General features: G+C 67.5%; 18 protein-coding genes. 5 read left to right on the top strand and 13 right to left on the bottom strand.

What is annotated here, in order from left to right:
- The first annotated feature begins 29 nt into the window (after window positions 1-29).
- Together flgK and flgL are read left to right on the top strand one after the other, a co-directional pair.
- The gene (flgK, locus tag C7401_RS03015) at window positions 30-2,063 is read left to right on the top strand and encodes a flagellar hook-associated protein FlgK (protein ID WP_112169882.1); all 2,034 of its coding nucleotides are present in this window, start codon (window positions 30-32) and stop codon (window positions 2,061-2,063) included.
- Window positions 2,064-2,077: 14 nt separating this feature from the next.
- Entirely contained in the window at window positions 2,078-3,322 is a 1,245-nt protein-coding gene (flgL, locus tag C7401_RS03010) for a flagellar hook-associated protein FlgL (RefSeq protein WP_112169881.1), read from the top strand.
- A gap of 89 nt (window positions 3,323-3,411) precedes the next feature.
- Here flgL and fliR read toward each other — a convergent pair whose 3' ends face one another.
- The 13 genes from fliR to fliF form a co-directional block, all read right to left on the bottom strand.
- Window positions 3,412-4,203, bottom strand: a complete 792-nt coding sequence (gene fliR, locus C7401_RS03005) for a flagellar biosynthetic protein FliR (RefSeq protein WP_112169880.1) — start codon at window positions 4,201-4,203, stop codon at window positions 3,412-3,414.
- Window positions 4,204-4,240: 37 nt separating this feature from the next.
- Window positions 4,241-4,510, bottom strand: coding sequence for a flagellar biosynthesis protein FliQ (gene fliQ, locus C7401_RS03000; RefSeq protein ID WP_112169879.1), 270 nt, complete (start codon window positions 4,508-4,510; stop codon window positions 4,241-4,243).
- Window positions 4,511-4,520: 10 nt separating this feature from the next.
- Window positions 4,521-5,261 carry a flagellar type III secretion system pore protein FliP gene (fliP, locus tag C7401_RS02995; protein WP_224040141.1) on the bottom strand — a complete coding sequence of 247 codons (741 nt, stop codon included), beginning with the start codon at window positions 5,259-5,261 and terminating at the stop codon, window positions 4,521-4,523.
- A 102-nt stretch (window positions 5,262-5,363) separates the two neighbouring features.
- On the bottom strand, window positions 5,364-5,960 hold the full coding sequence (gene fliO, locus C7401_RS02990) for a flagellar biosynthetic protein FliO (protein ID WP_112169877.1): 597 nt from the start codon (window positions 5,958-5,960) through the stop codon (window positions 5,364-5,366).
- Complete coding sequence (gene fliN, locus C7401_RS02985; protein WP_112169876.1) at window positions 5,957-6,430, bottom strand: flagellar motor switch protein FliN; 474 nt, start codon at window positions 6,428-6,430, stop codon at window positions 5,957-5,959. The genes fliO and fliN overlap by 4 nt, the downstream gene beginning before the upstream one ends.
- Window positions 6,423-7,421 (bottom strand): flagellar motor switch protein FliM, encoded by a 999-nt coding sequence (gene fliM, locus C7401_RS02980; RefSeq protein ID WP_112170271.1) that lies wholly within the window; start codon window positions 7,419-7,421, stop codon window positions 6,423-6,425. The genes fliN and fliM overlap by 8 nt, the downstream gene beginning before the upstream one ends.
- 46 nt (window positions 7,422-7,467) lie before the next feature.
- Window positions 7,468-7,971: a flagellar basal body-associated protein FliL gene (gene fliL / locus C7401_RS02975; protein WP_112169875.1), complete on the bottom strand. Its 504-nt coding sequence runs from the start codon at window positions 7,969-7,971 to the stop codon at window positions 7,468-7,470.
- A gap of 276 nt (window positions 7,972-8,247) precedes the next feature.
- Window positions 8,248-9,972 carry a flagellar hook-length control protein FliK gene (locus C7401_RS02970; RefSeq protein ID WP_112169874.1) on the bottom strand — a complete coding sequence of 575 codons (1,725 nt, stop codon included), beginning with the start codon at window positions 9,970-9,972 and terminating at the stop codon, window positions 8,248-8,250.
- A gap of 21 nt (window positions 9,973-9,993) precedes the next feature.
- Window positions 9,994-10,446 (bottom strand): flagellar export protein FliJ, encoded by a 453-nt coding sequence (gene fliJ, locus C7401_RS02965; RefSeq protein WP_112169873.1) that lies wholly within the window; start codon window positions 10,444-10,446, stop codon window positions 9,994-9,996.
- Window positions 10,446-12,188, bottom strand: coding sequence for a flagellar protein export ATPase FliI (gene fliI / locus C7401_RS02960; protein WP_112169872.1), 1,743 nt, complete (start codon window positions 12,186-12,188; stop codon window positions 10,446-10,448). The genes fliJ and fliI overlap by 1 nt, the downstream gene beginning before the upstream one ends.
- On the bottom strand, window positions 12,182-12,859 hold the full coding sequence (fliH, locus tag C7401_RS02955) for a flagellar assembly protein FliH (RefSeq protein ID WP_112169871.1): 678 nt from the start codon (window positions 12,857-12,859) through the stop codon (window positions 12,182-12,184). Before fliH ends, fliI begins: the two co-directional genes overlap by 7 nt.
- On the bottom strand, window positions 12,852-13,847 hold the full coding sequence (gene fliG, locus C7401_RS02950) for a flagellar motor switch protein FliG (protein ID WP_112169870.1): 996 nt from the start codon (window positions 13,845-13,847) through the stop codon (window positions 12,852-12,854). Before fliG ends, fliH begins: the two co-directional genes overlap by 8 nt.
- A complete protein-coding gene (gene fliF, locus C7401_RS02945) occupies window positions 13,837-15,639 on the bottom strand; it encodes a flagellar basal-body MS-ring/collar protein FliF (protein WP_112169869.1) in 1,803 nt (600 codons plus the stop codon). The genes fliG and fliF overlap by 11 nt, the downstream gene beginning before the upstream one ends.
- A 284-nt stretch (window positions 15,640-15,923) precedes the next feature.
- Here fliF and fliE point away from each other — a divergent pair, with 284 nt between their 5' ends.
- From fliE to C7401_RS02930, 3 genes are all read left to right on the top strand, one after another.
- The gene (gene fliE / locus C7401_RS02940; RefSeq protein WP_112169868.1) at window positions 15,924-16,259 is read left to right on the top strand and encodes a flagellar hook-basal body complex protein FliE; all 336 of its coding nucleotides are present in this window, start codon (window positions 15,924-15,926) and stop codon (window positions 16,257-16,259) included.
- Between the two features lie 181 nt (window positions 16,260-16,440).
- Window positions 16,441-16,887, top strand: a complete 447-nt coding sequence (fliS, locus tag C7401_RS02935) for a flagellar export chaperone FliS (RefSeq protein WP_112169867.1) — start codon at window positions 16,441-16,443, stop codon at window positions 16,885-16,887.
- Window positions 16,884-17,216: a flagellar protein FliT gene (locus C7401_RS02930; RefSeq protein ID WP_112169866.1), complete on the top strand. Its 333-nt coding sequence runs from the start codon at window positions 16,884-16,886 to the stop codon at window positions 17,214-17,216. The genes fliS and C7401_RS02930 overlap by 4 nt, the downstream gene beginning before the upstream one ends.
- The last annotated feature ends 53 nt before the right edge of the window (window positions 17,217-17,269 follow it).

The raw sequence follows: 17,269 nt of genomic DNA, 5'->3' as shown, positions 1-17,269 counted from the left end.
AGGGGGCAGGCCGTTTTCGAGGATCACGCATGTCCAACATCTTCTCGATCGGTCTGAGCGGCCTCCAGGCTGCACAGATTGGTATCGCGACCACCGGCGAGAACATCAGCAACTCGACGACGGCGGGCTACACCGTCGAGTCCCCGGTGTACCAGGAGTCGGCCGGTCAGTACACGTCGAGCGGCTATATCGGCGGCGGCGTCACCACCGCGACCGTGCAGCGCGCGTACAGCCAGTACCTCACGACGGCGCTCAACAACGCGCAGTCGACCAACAGCTCGTACACGGCTTCGTACACGCTCGCCACGCAGCTCTCGAACCTCGTGGGCAGCCCGACCTCGGGCATCGCCACGGCGGTCACGAACTTCTTCTCGGGACTGCAAAACGTCTCGAATTCGCCTTCCAGCACCGCCGCGCGCCAGACCGTGCTGTCCGACGCGCAGACGCTCGCCACGCAGATCAACGCCGCGGGCCAGCAGTACGACGCGATGCGCCAGAGCGTGAACACTCAGCTCACGAGCGCCGTCACGCAGATCAACAGCTACACGCAGCAGATCGCCAACCTCAACGCGCAGATCACGAGCGCGAGCGCGACCGGCCAGCAGCCCAACCAGTTGCTCGACCAACGCGACCAGGCGGTCGCGAACCTCTCGCAACTGGTCGGCGTGCAGGTCGTGCAGGGCAGCAGCGGCTACAGCGTGTTCCTCGGCAACGGCCAGCCGCTCGTGGTGAGCAACCAGAGCTACAACCTCGGCACGCAGCCGTCGAGCACGAATTCGTCGGAACTGGCGGTCACGTGGGTGGGTATGAACGGCGCGAGCGCGTCGTCGCTCGGCACGCCGCAGGTGTTGAACTCGGCGGCGCTGCAAGGCGGCACGGTGGGCGGTCTCGTCTCGTTCGTGCAGGACACGCTCGATCCCGCCGAAGCGCAACTCGGCGCGATCGTCACAAGCTTCGCCGCTCAGGTGAATGCGCAAAACGCGCTTGGGCTCACGCTCTCGGGTGGCGCCGGCGGCGATCTCTTCACGGTGGGCAGCCCGGTCGTCACTGCGGCTTCGGGCAACGCCGACGCGTCGCTCACGCCGTCCGTGCAGCTCACGGGCGACACCTCGGCGCTGACGCTCACCGACAGCTATGCGCTCAGCTACGACAACGCCTCGTCCACCTGGACGCTGACCGACTCGACGACGAACACGAAGGTCGACAGCGCGACGCCTGGCGCGACCTCGCCGTTCACGATCGGCGGTCTTTCGATCACGCTTCCCAGCACGCCGACCGGGGACGATTCGTACACGATCCAGCCGCTCTCGGCCAACCCGCTTTCGACCTTCTCGGTTGCGACCAGCGACCCTGCGGCGATCGCGGCGGCGACGCCCGTGGTGGTGTCGGCCGCCACGACGAACGCGGGCACGGGCAACGTGACGCAGGGCTCGGTCGGCACGGGCTATTCGACCACCAACCTGCCGGCCACACTCACCTACGACTCGTCGGCAGGCACGCTGACCGGCCTGCCCAACGGCACGGTCGTGCAGGTCACGGTGGGTGGCGCCACGACCTCCGTGACGGTCGACAACACCACGACGCCTCCGACGAACCCGCCGTACGACCCGACCAACGGCGCGAGCTACACGATCACGAACCTGACGGATTCGAAAGGCGCCAACGGCGTCGCGACCAACATCAGCTTCACGATGTCGGGCACGCCGTCGAACAACGACTCGTTCACCATCGACGGCAACAAGAGCGGCACGCAGGACGGCCGCAACGCGCTCGCGCTCGCCAACCTCACGTCGAGCACGGCGTTCAGCGGTTCGCTCACGCTCACGTCGGCGTACGCGAACTACGTCAACTCGATCGGCAACACCGCGAGCCAGTTGAAGGCGCAAAGCACGTCGCAGGCGTCGCTCGTCACGCAGCTCACTTCGCAGCAACAGTCGGTCCAGGGCGTAAACCTCGACGAGGAAGCGGCGAACCTGCTGCAATATCAGCAGCTCTATCAGGCCAACAGCAAGGTGATCCAGACGGCGGCTTCGCTGTTCCAGACCTTGATCGGCATTTTTTAGTAAGGCGCTGACCCATGCGTATCGCGACTTCCCAGATTTTCTCCACCAACGTGGCGACGATGGAGAACCAGCAGTCCCAGCTTCTCCAGGTCCAGCAGCAGATCGCAAGCGGCGTGGCGATTTCGAACCCCGCCGACAATCCGCTCGGCGCCGCGCAGGCCGTGACGCTGTCCGCCACCAGCGCGACGCTCACGCAGTACGCGTCGAACCAGAGCACGGCGCTCACCGCGCTGCAACTGGAAGACACGACGCTCACGAACGTGACGAGCACGATGCAGAGCATCAACTCGCTCATCATCGAAGCGCAGAACGGCTCGCTCACCGACACCGCGCGCCAGGCGATCGCCAAGCAGATGCAGGGCTACCGCGACCAGTTGATGACGCTCGCCAACACCACGGACGGCGCGGGCAACTACATCTTCTCGGGCTTCACGAGCACCTCGCAGGTGTTCTCGAACAATTCGTCCGGCGGCGCGACCTACAACGGCGACTCGGGCCAGCGCGTCATGCAGGTGGCCAGCACGCGCTCGATCTCGGTGGGCGACACGGGCGCCACGGTGTTCCAGAGCGTGCAGGCCGTGGGCTCGGACATCGTGCCTTCGGGTAGTACGGCGACTACGCCGAACACGGGCACGGGCGTGATCAGCGCCGTGACGGTGACCGATCCGACGCAAGCGACCAACAACGACAAGTACACGATCAACTTCGTCACCGACACGGCAACGAACAAGCTCGCCTATACGGTGACGGACGGCACGGGTACGCCTTCGAGCCCTGTGGACTTTACCGACGGCGACACCATCGACCTCGGCACCGGCATGAAGGTGACGATCACCGGCACGCCCGCCGTGGGCGATTCGTTCGGCGTGTCGCCCGCCACGGCGTCGCAGAACACCGATGTGTTCGGCACCATCGACGACATCATCAGCGCGCTGAATACGCCCGCGAGCGGCTCGCCCGCCGCGGCCGCGAACCTCAACAACGCGCTGAACACGGGCCTCACGCGCATCGGCAACTCGCTGTCGAACGTCATCACGGTGCAGGCTTCCGTGGGCGGCCGCGAGCAGGAAGTCAAGGCGTTGCAGACGGTCACGTCGAACAACTCGCTCCAGGTCACCTCGAACCTCACCGACCTCACGAGCACCGACACGGTGGCGGCGATCAGCCAGTACGAGCAGCTTTCGAACGCGCTCACGGCTTCGCAAAAGAGCTTCGCCGCCACGCAGAACCTGTCGCTGTTCCAGTACATCAACCCCTGACGCAAACGCGCGGCACGGTCGAAAAAAAAGCGGACTCCGGTCCGCTTTTTTGTTGGTTCGCCACGCGCCGTTTGCGTCTCGTTCGACGCTCACCCAGGCGGGCGCAGCGCCCCGGCCACGCGCCCCATCTGGTCGATGCCGCTGTCGAACAGGCGGCCGAAGTAAGGAATCAGGTTCGGCATCATGATCTGGATGAGGAACAGGCCCACGAGCATGGTGAGCGCGAAGCCGATCTGGAAAATGCCGATCTGCGGGGCCGCGCGATTGAGAATGCCGAGCGACAGATTGGTGATGAGGAGCGCCACCACCACCGGCAGCGCGAGCAGCAGTCCCGAGGAGAGCACGACCGCGCCGTAGCTGGCGATCGAGCGCCACGCGCTCGCGCCGAGCACGTTCGCCGTGACCGGCACCGACTGGAACGTGGCGACGAGCGCCGCGATCATTTGCAGATGGCCGTCGAACGCGAGGAAGGCGAGCATCGCCATCATGTTCAGCCACGAGGAGAGCGCGGGCGTGGTGGTGTTGGCCTGCGGGTCGAAGAAGCTTGCGAAGCCCAGACCCATGCCGAGGCCCATCAGGTCGCCGGCCGTCGTGACCACGGCGAACACGAGCTGCATGGTGAAGCCGAGCGCGACGCCGATGAGGAACTGGTTCACGAGTATCCACACCCCTTCGGCGGAGAACACCGTGACTTGCGGCATCGCGCCGAGCGTGGGCGCGACAATCAGCGTGATGAAGCCCGCGAGGCCGATCTTCACGCGCGTGGGCACCGAGCGGTTGCCCACCACGGGCGCGACCGCCACGAGCGCGAGAATGCGCGTGAACGGCCACAGGAACGCCGTGAGCCAGGCGTTGAGCTGCGCGTAGGTGACAGTGAACATGGTGGGCCGGAAGCCGCAGGCGGCGCGCGAGGCGCGCCTAGCCCGCGATCTGCGGAATGCTCGTGAACATGTGGTGCATGTAGTCGAGCATCTTCGTGAGCATCCACGGCCCGGCGATCACGAGCGTGACGGCAATGGCGATCAGCTTGGGGATGAACGAGAGCGTGGATTCGTTGATCTGCGTGGCCGCCTGGAAAAGGCTCACCACGAGACCCACCACGAGCGACACGAGCAGGAGCGGCGCGGCAAGCAACAGCGCGACGTACATCGCATCGTGCGCCAGCGTCATGACCATTTCTGGCGTCATGTCAGTCTCCTCAGGTGAAGCTCTGCGCGAGCGAGCCGATGATGAGCTGCCAGCCGTCCACGAGCACGAACAGCATGAGCTTGAACGGCAGCGAAATGGTCGCGGGCGAGACCATCATCATACCCATCGACATCAGCACGCTCGCCACCACCATGTCGATGATGAGAAACGGAATGAAGACCGTGAAGCCGATCTGGAAGCCCGTCTTCAGCTCGCTCGTGACGAACGAGGGCACGAGCAGCGTGAGCGGCACGTCCTCGGGGCCTTGCATGGGCGCCGCGTGCGAGATGCGCGCGAAGAGCGCGAGATCGGACTCGCGGGTCTGACGCAGCATGAACGTCTTGAAGGGCGCGACGCCGCGCGCGACGGCGTCGTCCATCGAAATCGTGCCCGCCGCGAACGGCTTGTAGCCGTCGTTGTAGGCTTTGTCGAGCACCGGCGACATCACGAACAGCGTGAGAAAGAGCGCAAGGCCCACGAGCACCTGGTTGGGCGGCGTGGTCGTCGTGCCGATCGCCTGGCGCAACAGCGAGAGCACGATGATGATGCGCGTGAAGCTCGTCATCATCAGCACCATCGCGGGCAGGAACGACAGCATCGTGAGCAGCAGCATCGTCTGCACGCTCAGCGAGTAGGTCGTGCCGCCGTTCGGACCGGGGCTCGTGTTGAAGGCGGGCAGGCCCGCCGCTTGTGCCGCCTGCGCGTGCGCGATATGCGGCAGCGCAAAGGCGAGAGCGCCCGCGCCGAGCATCAGCGCGAACGGCAGCGCCGTGCGCGCGATCTTCGCGAGGGAGTCGAGGCGCGCGCGGGCTTCACCGCCTGCGGGCGTCGCTGGGAGGGAACTGCCGTGCATTTACTGCGCTCCGCCGTCGTGACGTGTGAAACGCGTCTTGAAGCGTTTGTCGGACTCGCTTTTCAGCGCGTCACGAAAGCGCTGGGCGAAGGTGCCTGAGAGGGCGGGGCCGGCTGTGGCGGGCCCCGTGACGCCGGCGGGCAGCTCGCCCGCGGGCATGCTGTGCAGGAGCCGTACGTTGCCGGGCGCGGCGCCCAGCACGAGCCAGGTGTCGCCGATCTCGACCACGGCCACGCGCTCCTTGCCGCCGAGCGAAGCGCCGCCCACGGTGCGCACGAGCGCGTTTTTCATGCCGCCTTGCAGGCCGAGACGCCGCGCGAGCCACGCGCAGCCGAATACCACGCCGATCACGAGCGCGAGGCCGAGCACCGTCTGCACGACGGCGCCGAAGCCGAGCGCGGGCACCGCGCTGCCGGCGATCACGGCCGAAGCGCCCGTGCTGCCCGAGGCCGCGCGCGTCGCTTCGTTGACGGCCTTGAGATCGGCGGCCCGCGCGCTCACCACGGCGAGCAGCGCGGCGCCGGCGAGCGAGAGGTGCACGGCGAGGCGCCACGAAAATCGCAGCAGCCGCGCGCCGGGAACAGCCTGGGGATTCATCGGTTCAGCTTCCGGATCCGCTCGGACGGCGTGATGATGTCGGTGAGACGAATGCCGAACTTGTCGTTCACGACCACCACTTCGCCCTGGGCGATGAGGCAGCCGTTGACGAGCACGTCCATCGGCTCGCCGGCGAGGCCGTCGAGCTCCACCACCGAGCCCTGCGCGAGTTGCAGCAGGTTGCGAATGGCGATCTTGGTGCGCCCGAGCTCCACGGTCATCTGGACGGGGATGTCCAGAATCATGTCGATGTCGTTGGCCGTGCGCGAGGAATCGACCTTCGAGAGCGGCTGGAACACGCCGGCCGTCGTGGGGGCGGCGGCGCTCACCTCGTTGCCGTTCTGCTCGGCGAGCGCGCTCGCCCAGTCGTCCATCGAGTCGGCGCCCGCGTCCTGCGCGGCGGCGTCGAAGCCCGGGTCGAGCACCGGCTCGTCTGCGTTCGTGCCGCTCGTGCCGTTTACGTCACTCATATCCACCTTCCTTCATCGTGTCGGCTGCGCTGATCATCTTCTGGACCCGCAACGCGTATTGACCATTGAAAATTCCGTAGCCGCACTCCATCACCGGCACGCCGTCGACCTTGGCGACGATGTGCTCCGCGATGTTGATGGGCAGCACGTCGCCCTTCTTCATGTTCAGGATCTGCTCGAACGTCACGGGGATCTGCGCGAGATCGGCCGTGAGCTCGACTTCGGCGGCCTGCACCTGCTGCGAGAGCACGCGCACCCAGCGGCGGTCCACGTCGAGCACTTCGCCTTGCAGCGGCGAGGCGAGCACGTCGCGAATCGGCTCGATCATCGAGTAGGGCATGCAGATGTGCAGCGTGCCGCCGGTCGGGCCGAATTCGATCGAGAACTGCGTGACGATCACGATCTCGTTGGGCGTGGCAACGTTTGCGAACTGCGTATGCATTTCGGAGCGCACGTACTCGAAGTTGAGCTGCCGCACGCTTTTCCAGGCGGTCGTGTAGTGCTCGAACACGAGGTTGAGCAGCTTGCTGATGATGCGCTGCTCGGTCTGCGTGAAGTCGCGGCCTTCCACACGCGTGTGAAAGCGCCCGTCACCGCCGAACAGGTTGTCCACGACGAAGAACACGAGGTTCGGGTCGAACACGAACAGCGACGTGCCGCGCAGCGGCTTCACGTGCACGAGGTTCAGGTTCGTCGGGATCGGCAGGTTGCGGGTGAATTCGCTGTACTTCTGCACGCGCACCGGGCCCACCGAGATTTCGGCGGTGCGGCGCATGAAATTGAAGATGCCGACGCGCAACAGGCGCGCAAAGCGCTCGTTGATGATTTCGAGCCCGGGCATGCGGCCGCGAACAATCCGTTCCTGCGTCGCGATGTTGTAGGGACGTACGCCCTGCTTCTCGGCCTGGTTCGAATCCTGGTCGACTTCGCCGGTGACGCCCTTGAGGAGGGCGTCGACCTCCTCCTGGGACATGAACTCGTCGTGACCCATCGTCATGATGACTGGCCCTCCATCGCGGGATACATGTCAGCCGCGCTCACTGGACGACGAATTCGGTGAACAGCACGTCGTCCACGCGCATCGGCTTTTCGTTCGGGCCCGAGGGCTGCGAGATCAGCACGGCGAGCTCGGTGGCGAGCGCACGCTTGCCGTCGAGCGGCGCGAGGTCGGACGGATGCTTGTTCGAGAGCGCGAGCAGCACGCGGCTGCGGATCTCGGGCATGCGCGCGACGAGCGCGTCCTGGGTGGCCTGGCTGTCGAGCTTGAGCGTCAGGCCGATGCGCAGGTAGTGCGATTCGCCGTCGTCGGATTGCAGATTGACGGTCATCGGCTCGAGCGCGTAGTAGACGGGCGCGGCCGCAGGCGCCGCGGCGGGCGCGGCCGGCGCGCTTGCCGCGTGGCGCGACATGAAGAACCACGTCGCGCCGCCCGCCGCGGCTGCGGCGAGGATCGCAATGAGCGCGATCACGAGGATGCGCTTCATCGGTCCGGGTTTCGCGCCCTGGGGCGCGGCTTGCTGGGATGCGGTCGTGGTCGCCATGTCGGAAAGAGAGCCTGGATGCTTGCGAAGGTCCGGAGAACCGACCTGATGGTCAGTCCGGGCAGCTTGCATTGTTCCGGCTTTTGCCTTTCAGCGATGGGAGGAATAGACGGGGGAATTCCGGCTATCTCGTGGTTTTGTTGCGCGCCGCGCGAAGCCGCGCGCCCAAAGGCGCCGCGCCGCCGCACCCGTCTGCGCGGGCATGGCGGGGCATACGGCGGCGCGTGAGGGGAGGAAGACGCGGCTGCGTGTCTGTTGCGCCGCGGTTGCCGCGCGTCAGGCGAAGGTGTCGATCAGGCCGACGCTGCGCTGTGTGGTGCTGGTGGCGCTCGTGTCCGTGTCGTCGGTGCTGGCGCTCACGGTGCCGCTCGTGCCCGACCCCGAACTCTGGCTGCCGGAGCCGCCCGAGCCGCTGCTGTCCTGCTGCGCCTGCTGGTTCATCTGCCGCGAGAAGCCGTCGCTCACACTTGCGCTGCCAAGGCCGATGCCGTTCTGCTCCATCGACTCGCGCAGCTTCGGCAGGGCCGCCTCGACGGCCTCGCGCACCTGCTGGTGCTGCGAGACGAAGAGCGCGTGCGCGTGGCTTTGCGTGACCTGAAGCACAACCTGGAGCGGTCCGAGATCCTTCGGATTGAGCGTGAGTTCGGCCGACTGCTGGTGCGCGCTCGAAAGGAACACGACCTTCTGGCTGAGCGCGTCTTCCCAGGCGCTCGTGCCGACCTGCGGCGCGAGTGTGGCGCTGGCGGCCGCGGCGGCCACGGGATTCGCGGCGGCGCTTGCCGTCTGCGCGGCCTGGGTCTGCGCCGCCGTGGCGGCGGCGATGGCCGCGGCCTGGTTTGCCGCCTCGTTTGCTGCGAGCGTATCGGCTGCCGTGGCGCTGGCCTGCGTGCCGGAGCCCGACTGTTGCTGCGCCGCCGCCGCGAGCGCGTCGGTGGCCGTTTTCGCGGCGTCGGCGGCCGTTGCCGTGGCGCTCTTCGCCGCGTCGGCGCTCGCGCCGCTGCTGGCCGCCGTGCCGAAGGCCTTCTCCTGCGCATGCGCGCTCAGGTGCGAGGCGAAGCTGCTCGCAATACCGGCGCCCGCGCTCGTGCTTGTGCTCGTGGCGTCCGTGGCGGTCGTGCCGGTCGCGGCGGCGCTCGTCACGCGCGTGGCGGGCACGCCCGCGCCGCCGCGCAGTGTGGCGAGCGCGGCCTGGAGCGCTTCGTGCACCGACTTCGGCGTGGCGGTCGTGCTGCCGCCCGTGGCCGAGCCGTCGCCCGCCGTGCTCGCGCCCGCGACCGTCGTGGCGGCCGTAGCCGCTGCTGCGGCGGCCGCCGAGGCGACACCCGCGAGCGTGCTGTCGCTGCTTGCCTGGCTCGTGCTGCTGCCGTTCGTCGTGTCGGTTTGCGCTTGTTGTGCTTGCTGCGTTTGCTGGGCCTGTTGCGCCTGCTGGGCTTGCTGCGCCAGGGCAGCGGCGGCCTGCGCGCCCGCCGCTTCGGCCTGCTTTTGCTGGGTGCGCACGGCGTCGACGCGATGATCGGCACCGGACGCGTGCTGCGTACCTTGACCGCCGCTCGTGCCGGCTGTTTGCGAGGTGTTGCCGGTGTTGCTGGTGCCGCTGCTGCTCGTCGTGTTTTGCGACGCGCTGCTGCCCGCCGACGTGCTCGCGCCCGACTGGCCGTAGGCGTTCGACTGCGCGCCTTGCGACGACTGCGCCGTTGGCGTGGATTGCGACGTCTGCGCGGACTGCGAAGTTTGTGTGGACTGCGCAGCCTGCGTCGATTGCGCCGATTGTCCCGACTGTGAGCTTTGCGACGACTGCGATGCCTGCGACGACTGCGTGGACTGTGAGCTCGCCGCGCTCATGGCGGCCTGCGAATTCTGCGCGCTGATGCGCTGCTGGAGCGCTTGCGCGAAATCCGGGGTGGACGAGTCGGCCTGGCTGGCGGCGTTCGACGCGCTGTTGCCCGACACGGCATCGGCGGCGGCCCCGAGAAGCGAGGTGACGGAGGAGAGGAGCGACATGCTGGCGGCCTCGAATGCGTGTTACGGGTGTTGCGACGAGCGCATGCGTAGCACGCGGGCGGCGTACTCGTCGGCGTCGCGTTGTTCGCGGCGGGCATCCTTGCGGGCCTGCACCTCATCCTGGCGCGTTTGCAGCACTTCGTACGAGCCGAGCTTCTGCTTGCTGCGCTGCCATTCGGGCTTGGCGGCTTCCACGCGGGCTGTCGCCTGCTCCAGAATGCGCCGCTGCTGCTCGATCGCGGCGTCGAGCGTGTCGATGAACGCCTGGAAATTGCGCACGTTGCCGGCGGCCATGCCGCTGCGCGCCGATTCGGTGAAGCGCGTGTGATACTCGTCGCGGTACGTGATGAGCGCCTCGAGCTGCTTTTCGACCTCGCCGCGCTCGCGCTGCACGCGGCCGAGCTTTTGCGTCGCGGCGTCCACGTCGTCCTGAGCGAGGCCAATCAAGGTTTGCAGCGCGGTTTGCTTCGTCATCATCTGGCTCCAATCAGTTGGCCGAGCATCTCGACGCTCTGATCATAGTTCGCGGTTTCGCGAAAACCCTGCTGAAGAAAGGCCTCGATACGCGGATACAACGCGATCGCGCGGTCGAGCACGGCGTCGCGCCCGGTCACGTATGCACCCACGTTGATGAGGTCGCGGTTGCGCTGGTAGCGCGAAAGCATCTGTTTGAACGCGCGCGTCTGGTTCAGATGCCGGTCGTCGATGAGCGCGGTCATCGCGCGGCTGATCGATGCTTCGATGTCGATGGCCGGATAGTGCCCGGCCTCGGCGAGCGCGCGGGAGAGCACGATATGGCCGTCGAGAATCGCGCGCGCCGAGTCGGCGATCGGGTCCTGCTGGTCGTCGCCTTCGGTGAGCACGGTGTAGAACGCCGTGATCGAGCCGCCGCCCTCGGGCCCGTTGCCGGTGCGCTCGACGAGCGCCGGCAGCTTCGCGAACACCGAAGGCGGATAGCCCTTGGTCGCGGGCGGCTCGCCGATGGCGAGCGCGATCTCGCGCTGCGCCATCGCATAGCGCGTGAGCGAGTCCATGAGCAGCAGCACGTGCTTGCCCTGGTCGCGAAAATACTCGGCGAGCGACGTGGTGTACGCGGCGGCCTGCATGCGCAGGAGCGGCGACACGTCGGCGGGCGCGGCCACGACGACGGAGCGCGCGAGGCCTTCCGTGCCCAGGATCTGCTCGATGAATTCCTTTACTTCGCGGCCCCGCTCGCCGATCAGGCCGATCACGATCACCTCGGCGCTGGTGGCGCGCGCCATCGTGCCGAGCAGCACCGATTTACCCACGCCCGAGCCCGCGAACAGGCCCATGCGCTGGCCGCGCCCGACCGTGAGGAGCGCGTTGATCGCGCGCACGCCCACGTCGAGCACCTTGTGGATCGGCTCGCGGTTCAGCGGGTTGATGACGGGTGCGGTGAGCGGTGCGTCGGCCTCGGTATTGAGCGCACCGAGCCCGTCGAGCGGCTTGCCCGAGGCGTCGACCACGCGGCCGAGCATGCCCCAGCCCACCGGCAGGCGCTTGGCGCCCGCCATCGGGTCGGCGATGGGCGCGGTTTCCAGCGGCCAGACGCGCGCGCCGGGCAAGAGGCCCGCGACCTGGGTCGTCGGCATCAGAAAGAGTTTGTCGCCGCCAAAGCCGACCACTTCGGCTTCGGCCATCGGCAGCGAGCTGCCCGGCGGCAGTTCGATCATCACCTCCGCGCCCACGGCGAGGCGCAGCCCCACGGCTTCGAGCACGAGGCCCGCGGCGCGCGTGAGACGCCCGCAGCCGCGCAGCGGCAGCGCAAGCGCATTGCGCTCGCGCACGCGGTTCAGGACCGTGTTCCAGGAAACGAGGTGGGGGTTGGCCGGGTCGTAATTCGCCGGCGGCGTGTAGGGGGCCGCCTCGGGCGCGGCGTTGGTTTCTGCCGCGTCGGCCGCGTCGCCAGAGTCGGTCGCATCGGCCGCAAGCGCGGCGCTGATCGCGTCGATGGCGTCGATCTCGCGTGCCTTGCGCGCCTTGCGGCCGCTTGAGCTGCTTGAGCTGCTTGAGCTGCTTGAGCCGCTTGCGCCCTTGGAGCCAGCGCCGCCGTCGTCGCCCACGAGCACCGCGCCGGTTTGCGCGGGGTCATGCGCGTGCGGGCCGAATGAGGCGAGCGCGAGTTCCTGCTCGAGCGGCGTGAGGCCGCCCGTGTGTATCGTCTTTTGGCTCGTCGGGGTGGGCGGGTTCACCATGGCCTTGCCTTGCCGAGCGCCGCGCTCACGCGTTCCCAGCGTGAGTTGACGCTGGCGTCCGTTTCGCCCGTCGCGGCCTGCGCGCGGCAGCCGCCGCGCTCGATCGCCGGGTCGGTGCGCACGCTCCAGCCGCGCGCCTGCAAGTCTTCCATCAGGTAGGCCTCGACGATCGGCAGATCGGCCGGGCTCACCACGAGCTGCGGCGAGCCGACGAGCTGCGGCTCGGCGGCCAGCACTTCGCGCGCGACCGCGACGAGCGCCGTGGGGTCGTGCTGCACGTGCTGGCGCACGACCTGCTGCGCGATGTCGAGCGCGAGCTCGACGAGCGTTTCGGCCACGCCCGCCTGCACCGTTTCGAGCGCGTCGCTAAAGCGGCTCGCCAGCGCCGCGAGCTGCGCCGCTTGCGCGCGCGCCTCGGCCTGGCCCTGCTCGAAGCCCTGCTGGCGGCCCTGTTCGTGGCCGGCCTGATAGCCGAGCGCCTGGCCCGCCACATGGCCGGAGCGCAGCCCTTCCTGGTGCGCGGCGTCGCGCAGGCTCTGGAGCTGCGCCTCGAAGGCGGCTGTCTCGTCGGGCGTGGGCGGCGGCGGCGGGGGAGGCGGCGGATCGAACGACGCCATCTCCCAGCGCTGGTACGCCGAGCGATGGCCGTTCGCGGAGGTCGTGTCAGACATAAGCGTCTTCTGCCTTGCCGCCGATCACGATCTGACCGCTTTCGGCGAGATTGCGCACGATTTGCAGGATGCGGCGCTGTTGCGCCTCGACTTCCGAGACGCGCACCGGGCCGCGCGCGTCGAGGTCTTCGGCGAGCAGTTCGGCCGCGCGCTGCGACATGTTCGAGAGGAACTTGGTGCGCAGCGCGGGCGGCGCGCCCTTGAGCGAAATGATGAGCGACTCCGACTCGACTTCCTTGAGCAGCAGCTGGATCGCGCGGTCTTCGAGGTCGAGCAGGTTCTCGAACACGAACATCTGGTCGATGATCTTCTGTGCGAGCTCGGCGTCGTACTGGCGCACGTTTTCGAGCACGCCTTCTTCGTGCTGGCTCGTCATGAAGTTGAGGATCTCGGCCGCCGTGCGGATGCCGCCCATCGGGCTGCGCTTGAGGTTGTCGCTGCCCGAGAGCAGGTTCGTGAGCACGTCGTCGAGCTCGCGCAGCGCCTGCGGCTGGATGCCGTCGAGCGTCGCGATACGCAGCAGCACGTCGTTGCGCAGGCGCTCGGCGAAGCACGAGGCGATTTCCGAGGCCTGGTCGCGGTCGAGGTGCACGAGGATCGTGGCGATGATCTGCGGGTGCTCGTTCTTGATGAGCTCCGCCACCGACCCCGAGTCCATCCACTTGAGGCCTTCGATGCCGCTCGTGTCGCCGCCTTGCAGGATGCGGTCGATGATCGCACCGGCCTTGTCCTCGCCCAGCGCCTTCGTGAGCACGTTGCGGATGTAGTCGTTCGAGTCGAGCGAGAAGGCCGTGTGCTGCTCGGCTTCCTTCACGAAGTCCTGCAACACGGCTTCGATTTCTTCGCGCTTGACGTTCTTGAGCGCCGCCATGGCGGCGCCGATTTTCTGCACTTCGCGCGGACCGAGGAACTTGAAGACCTCGGAGGCCTCCTGCTCGCCGATCGACATGAGCAGCAGCGCGCTCTTGGTTGCGCCTTCAGCGTTCATCGTTCACCCAGCTCTTCACGACGGTTGCGACGATCTTCGGATCCTGGCGCGCGATGTTGCGCGCGTATTCCAGGTTGCGTTCGAACTTGTTCTTCTCGTTTTCGAAGGCGAGCAGGGCGGCTTCGCTGTCCGCGCCGTCTTCGCCTTCGCCGGCGGCGGCGCGCGCGGACTCGGGAATGCCGTCGAGCAGCAGCGGCTCGCCGTCGGCCATGCCGGGCAGCGCGGGCGCCACCGGCTCGGGCGGCGGGAACGCGCGGCGCAGCGCCGGCTTCACCATCACGAAGTAGAGGAACAGTGCCACCGCGCCAATGCCAAGCCACGTCGCGATCTGCTTGGCGAGCGCGATGATGTCGGGCTGACGCCACCACGGCAGGTTCGCGTTCGGGTCGACTTCCTGCTGGAACGCGGCGTTCACCACGTTCACCGAGTCGCCGCGCTTCGCGTCGTAGCCCATCGCGTCCTTCACGAGCTGCTCGACCTGCGCGAGCTTCTGCGCGTCGAGCGGCTGCATGGTGGCGTGACCCTTGGCGTCGACCTTCGGCTGATAGTTCACGATCACGGCCACCGAGAGGCGCTTGACGTCGCCCGGCGCCTGTTGATAGTGGCGCACGGTCTTGTCGAGCTCGTAGTTCGTGGTGGTGTCGCGATGATCGGAAACCGGCACCGCGGCAGAGGCGCCGTTCGCGCCCGCCGGGGCGCTCACGGGCGCGGAAGCGGGCTGCGGCGGCTGGTTCGTGAGCGCGCCGGGCACGCCGCCCGCGCCGCCTTGCTGCATCTCCGTGGAGATGTTCTGCTGCTGGCTGCGGATCGCGGCGGCCTGCTGGTTGCCGTTCGGGCCGTAGGCTTCCGAGGTCTGTTCGAGCTTGGAGAAGTCGAGGTCGGCGCTCACCTGCGAGCGCGCGTTGCCGGCGCCGAAGAGGGGCGCGAGGATCGCGTCGATGCGCGCCTGGGTGTCGTGCTCGACCTGGCGCACGAACTTGAGCTGCGAGGCGTCGAGGCCCACGCCCGTCGCGCTTTGCGTGAGCAGGTTGCCGTCCTGGTCGACCACTGTGACGTTGCGCACGGGCAGGTCCGGCACGGCCGAAGCCACCATGTGCGTGATGGCGGCGACCTGGCCGTCGTCGAGGATGCGGCCCGGATACAGGTTCACGAGCACCGAGGCGGAAGGCGCCTCGCGCTCGCGCACGAACACCGAAGGCTTCGGAATGGCCAGATGCACGCGCGCGGACTTCACGCTCGCGATCGACTGGATGGTTTGCTCGAGCTCGCCTTCGAGCGCGCGCTGGTAGTTGATCTGCTCGGCGAACTGGCTGATGCCGAACTTCTGGTTGTCCATCAGCTCGAAGCCGACCGACCCGTTCTTCGGCAGGCCCTGGGAGGCGAGGCGCAGGCGCATTTCGTTGACCTGCTCGGCGGGCACGAGAATGGCGCCGTTGCCGTCGGAAAGCTTATAGGGAACGTTTGCGGCCTGGAGCGCGGTAATGATCGCGCCGCCGTCACGGTCCGACAGGTTGCTGTACAGCACCTTGTAGTCGGGCGCGCGCGACCACAGCACGAGGCCGGCGACCACGGCTACGAGCAACGCCACGGCGAAGATCAGCGGCGCGCGCGGGTTGCCGCGCACGTTGCGCAGCGACGAGAGCGAGCCCAGGCGCTGCGCGAAGCCGCCGCCGAGGTCTTCCGCGCCGCCCACGCCTGCACCCGCGCCGACGCCGGGCGAGGCGCCCGCGCCAGAGGGGGCGAGGCCCATGCGGGCGTCGGGGTTGATCAAAGAGTTGGCAGACGAATCCATGCGACGGGTTTCTCCGGAGGCTTCCAGGTCTCGCCGCGCACGGCGGAGACTTTCACGTCAGGCATTATCCGCAGCCCATGGCAAGCCGATTGCGCGAATAGAGCCGGGTTTTCCCCCTACTTTCGGGGCTGCCGGAACGGGCCCGCTGCTATGCTCTCCTCCAGATTCGGCGCTCTGTCAGCGCGCCGTGCCGCTCCGGCGCTGCCGCATTGCAGCGAACGCCGCCGCCGGCCAGGGGCTCCTCCCCCTGAATTTCCCGCGTGTCCCCTTTTCGTGGAGCAAACATGACCGTGCCAGTATCTCCGCTCACGTCCGCCCTCGCGCAAATGCAGTCGATGGCGACGCAGGCGGCCGGCGGCCCCACCGCAGCCGACGAGAAGTCGGGCGCGGCGACGGCCGGCGGGTTCGCTTCGGCGCTCAAGGCGTCGCTGGACAAGATCAGCGACGACCAGCAGAAGGCGGTGGGCGAGTCGCAGGCGTTCGAACTTGGCGCGAACAACGTGTCGCTCAACGACGTGATGGTCGACATGCAGAAAGCCAATATCGGCTTCCAGTTCGGCCTTCAGGTGCGCAACAAGCTTGTCACGGCCTACACCGACATCATGCAGATTCAGGTCTGAGGCTGACCGAATCGGTGAGAGAAGCGGTGACGGAAGCGGTGGCTGAAGCCTTCGTCCGCGCGGCGCGCTAAAGCTTCCCCCTCTACGTTCCGATAACCCGGCTAGAACCGCACGGTGTCGCGAGCTTCGCGGCGCACCGGGCGGGTGCACCCACAGCCAAACGTATCGAGGAGAAGCGCCGATGTTTTCCCCTGCCCACTCTGGAGCCAACGCCTATTCACGCGTAGGCGTCGAAACGGGGGTCATGGGTGCGAGCCCGCACAAGCAGATCACGCTCCTGTACCAGGGAGCGCGGCAAGCCATTGCGCTGGCGCGTATGCATTTGCAGGCGGGCAATGTCGGCCCGCGCTGCGAGGCGGTCGCGAAGGCGATCCGGATTGTCGAGAGCGGGCTCCAGCTCGCGCTGAACCTGGAGGCGGGCGGGCAGATCGCCCAACGCCTCAACGCGCTGTACAGCTACATGACACGGCGCCTGCTGGAAGCCAATATCAATCAGAGCGAGACCATGCTGATCGAAGTCGACGGTCTGCTGGCTACGCTCGAGGAAGCCTGGGTGGGGATCGGGCCGGAAGTGGCGAGGATGGGCGAACAGTCGTCCGCGCCACCGCCCGGCTCATTGACGAGATGAGTTCAAAAGCAGACTACTTCGCGCGCTACGAAGCGATCGCGGCCGTCTCGGGGCAGATGCTCTGCGCCGCGCGCGACGCACACTGGAACGATCTGATCGGCTTGCAGGAGGAGTATCGACATCTCGTCGATGCCCTGAAGGACGCCGAAGGGATCGTACGGCTCACGGTCGCCGAACGCTCGCGCAAGTACGAGCTGATTCGACAGATACTCTCCGACGACGCCGCCATTCGCGACCTCGCGAGTCCCTGCATGGCGCGACTCTCGGCGCTTTTCTACGGCACCGCGCAACCCGCGCGGGTCTTGCAGGAAATCTACGGGGCGCGCTAGCGCGGTGAGTGCCGTGAAGCTGTGAGCGCGGCGCTCGCGCGCAGATCCGGAAA

This window comes from Paraburkholderia unamae, from assembly GCF_003268775.1.
GTDB lineage: Bacteria > Pseudomonadota > Gammaproteobacteria > Burkholderiales > Burkholderiaceae > Paraburkholderia > Paraburkholderia unamae.
Note: the sequence above shows the minus strand (reverse complement) of the source record. Positions and strands in the feature narration are given on the sequence as shown.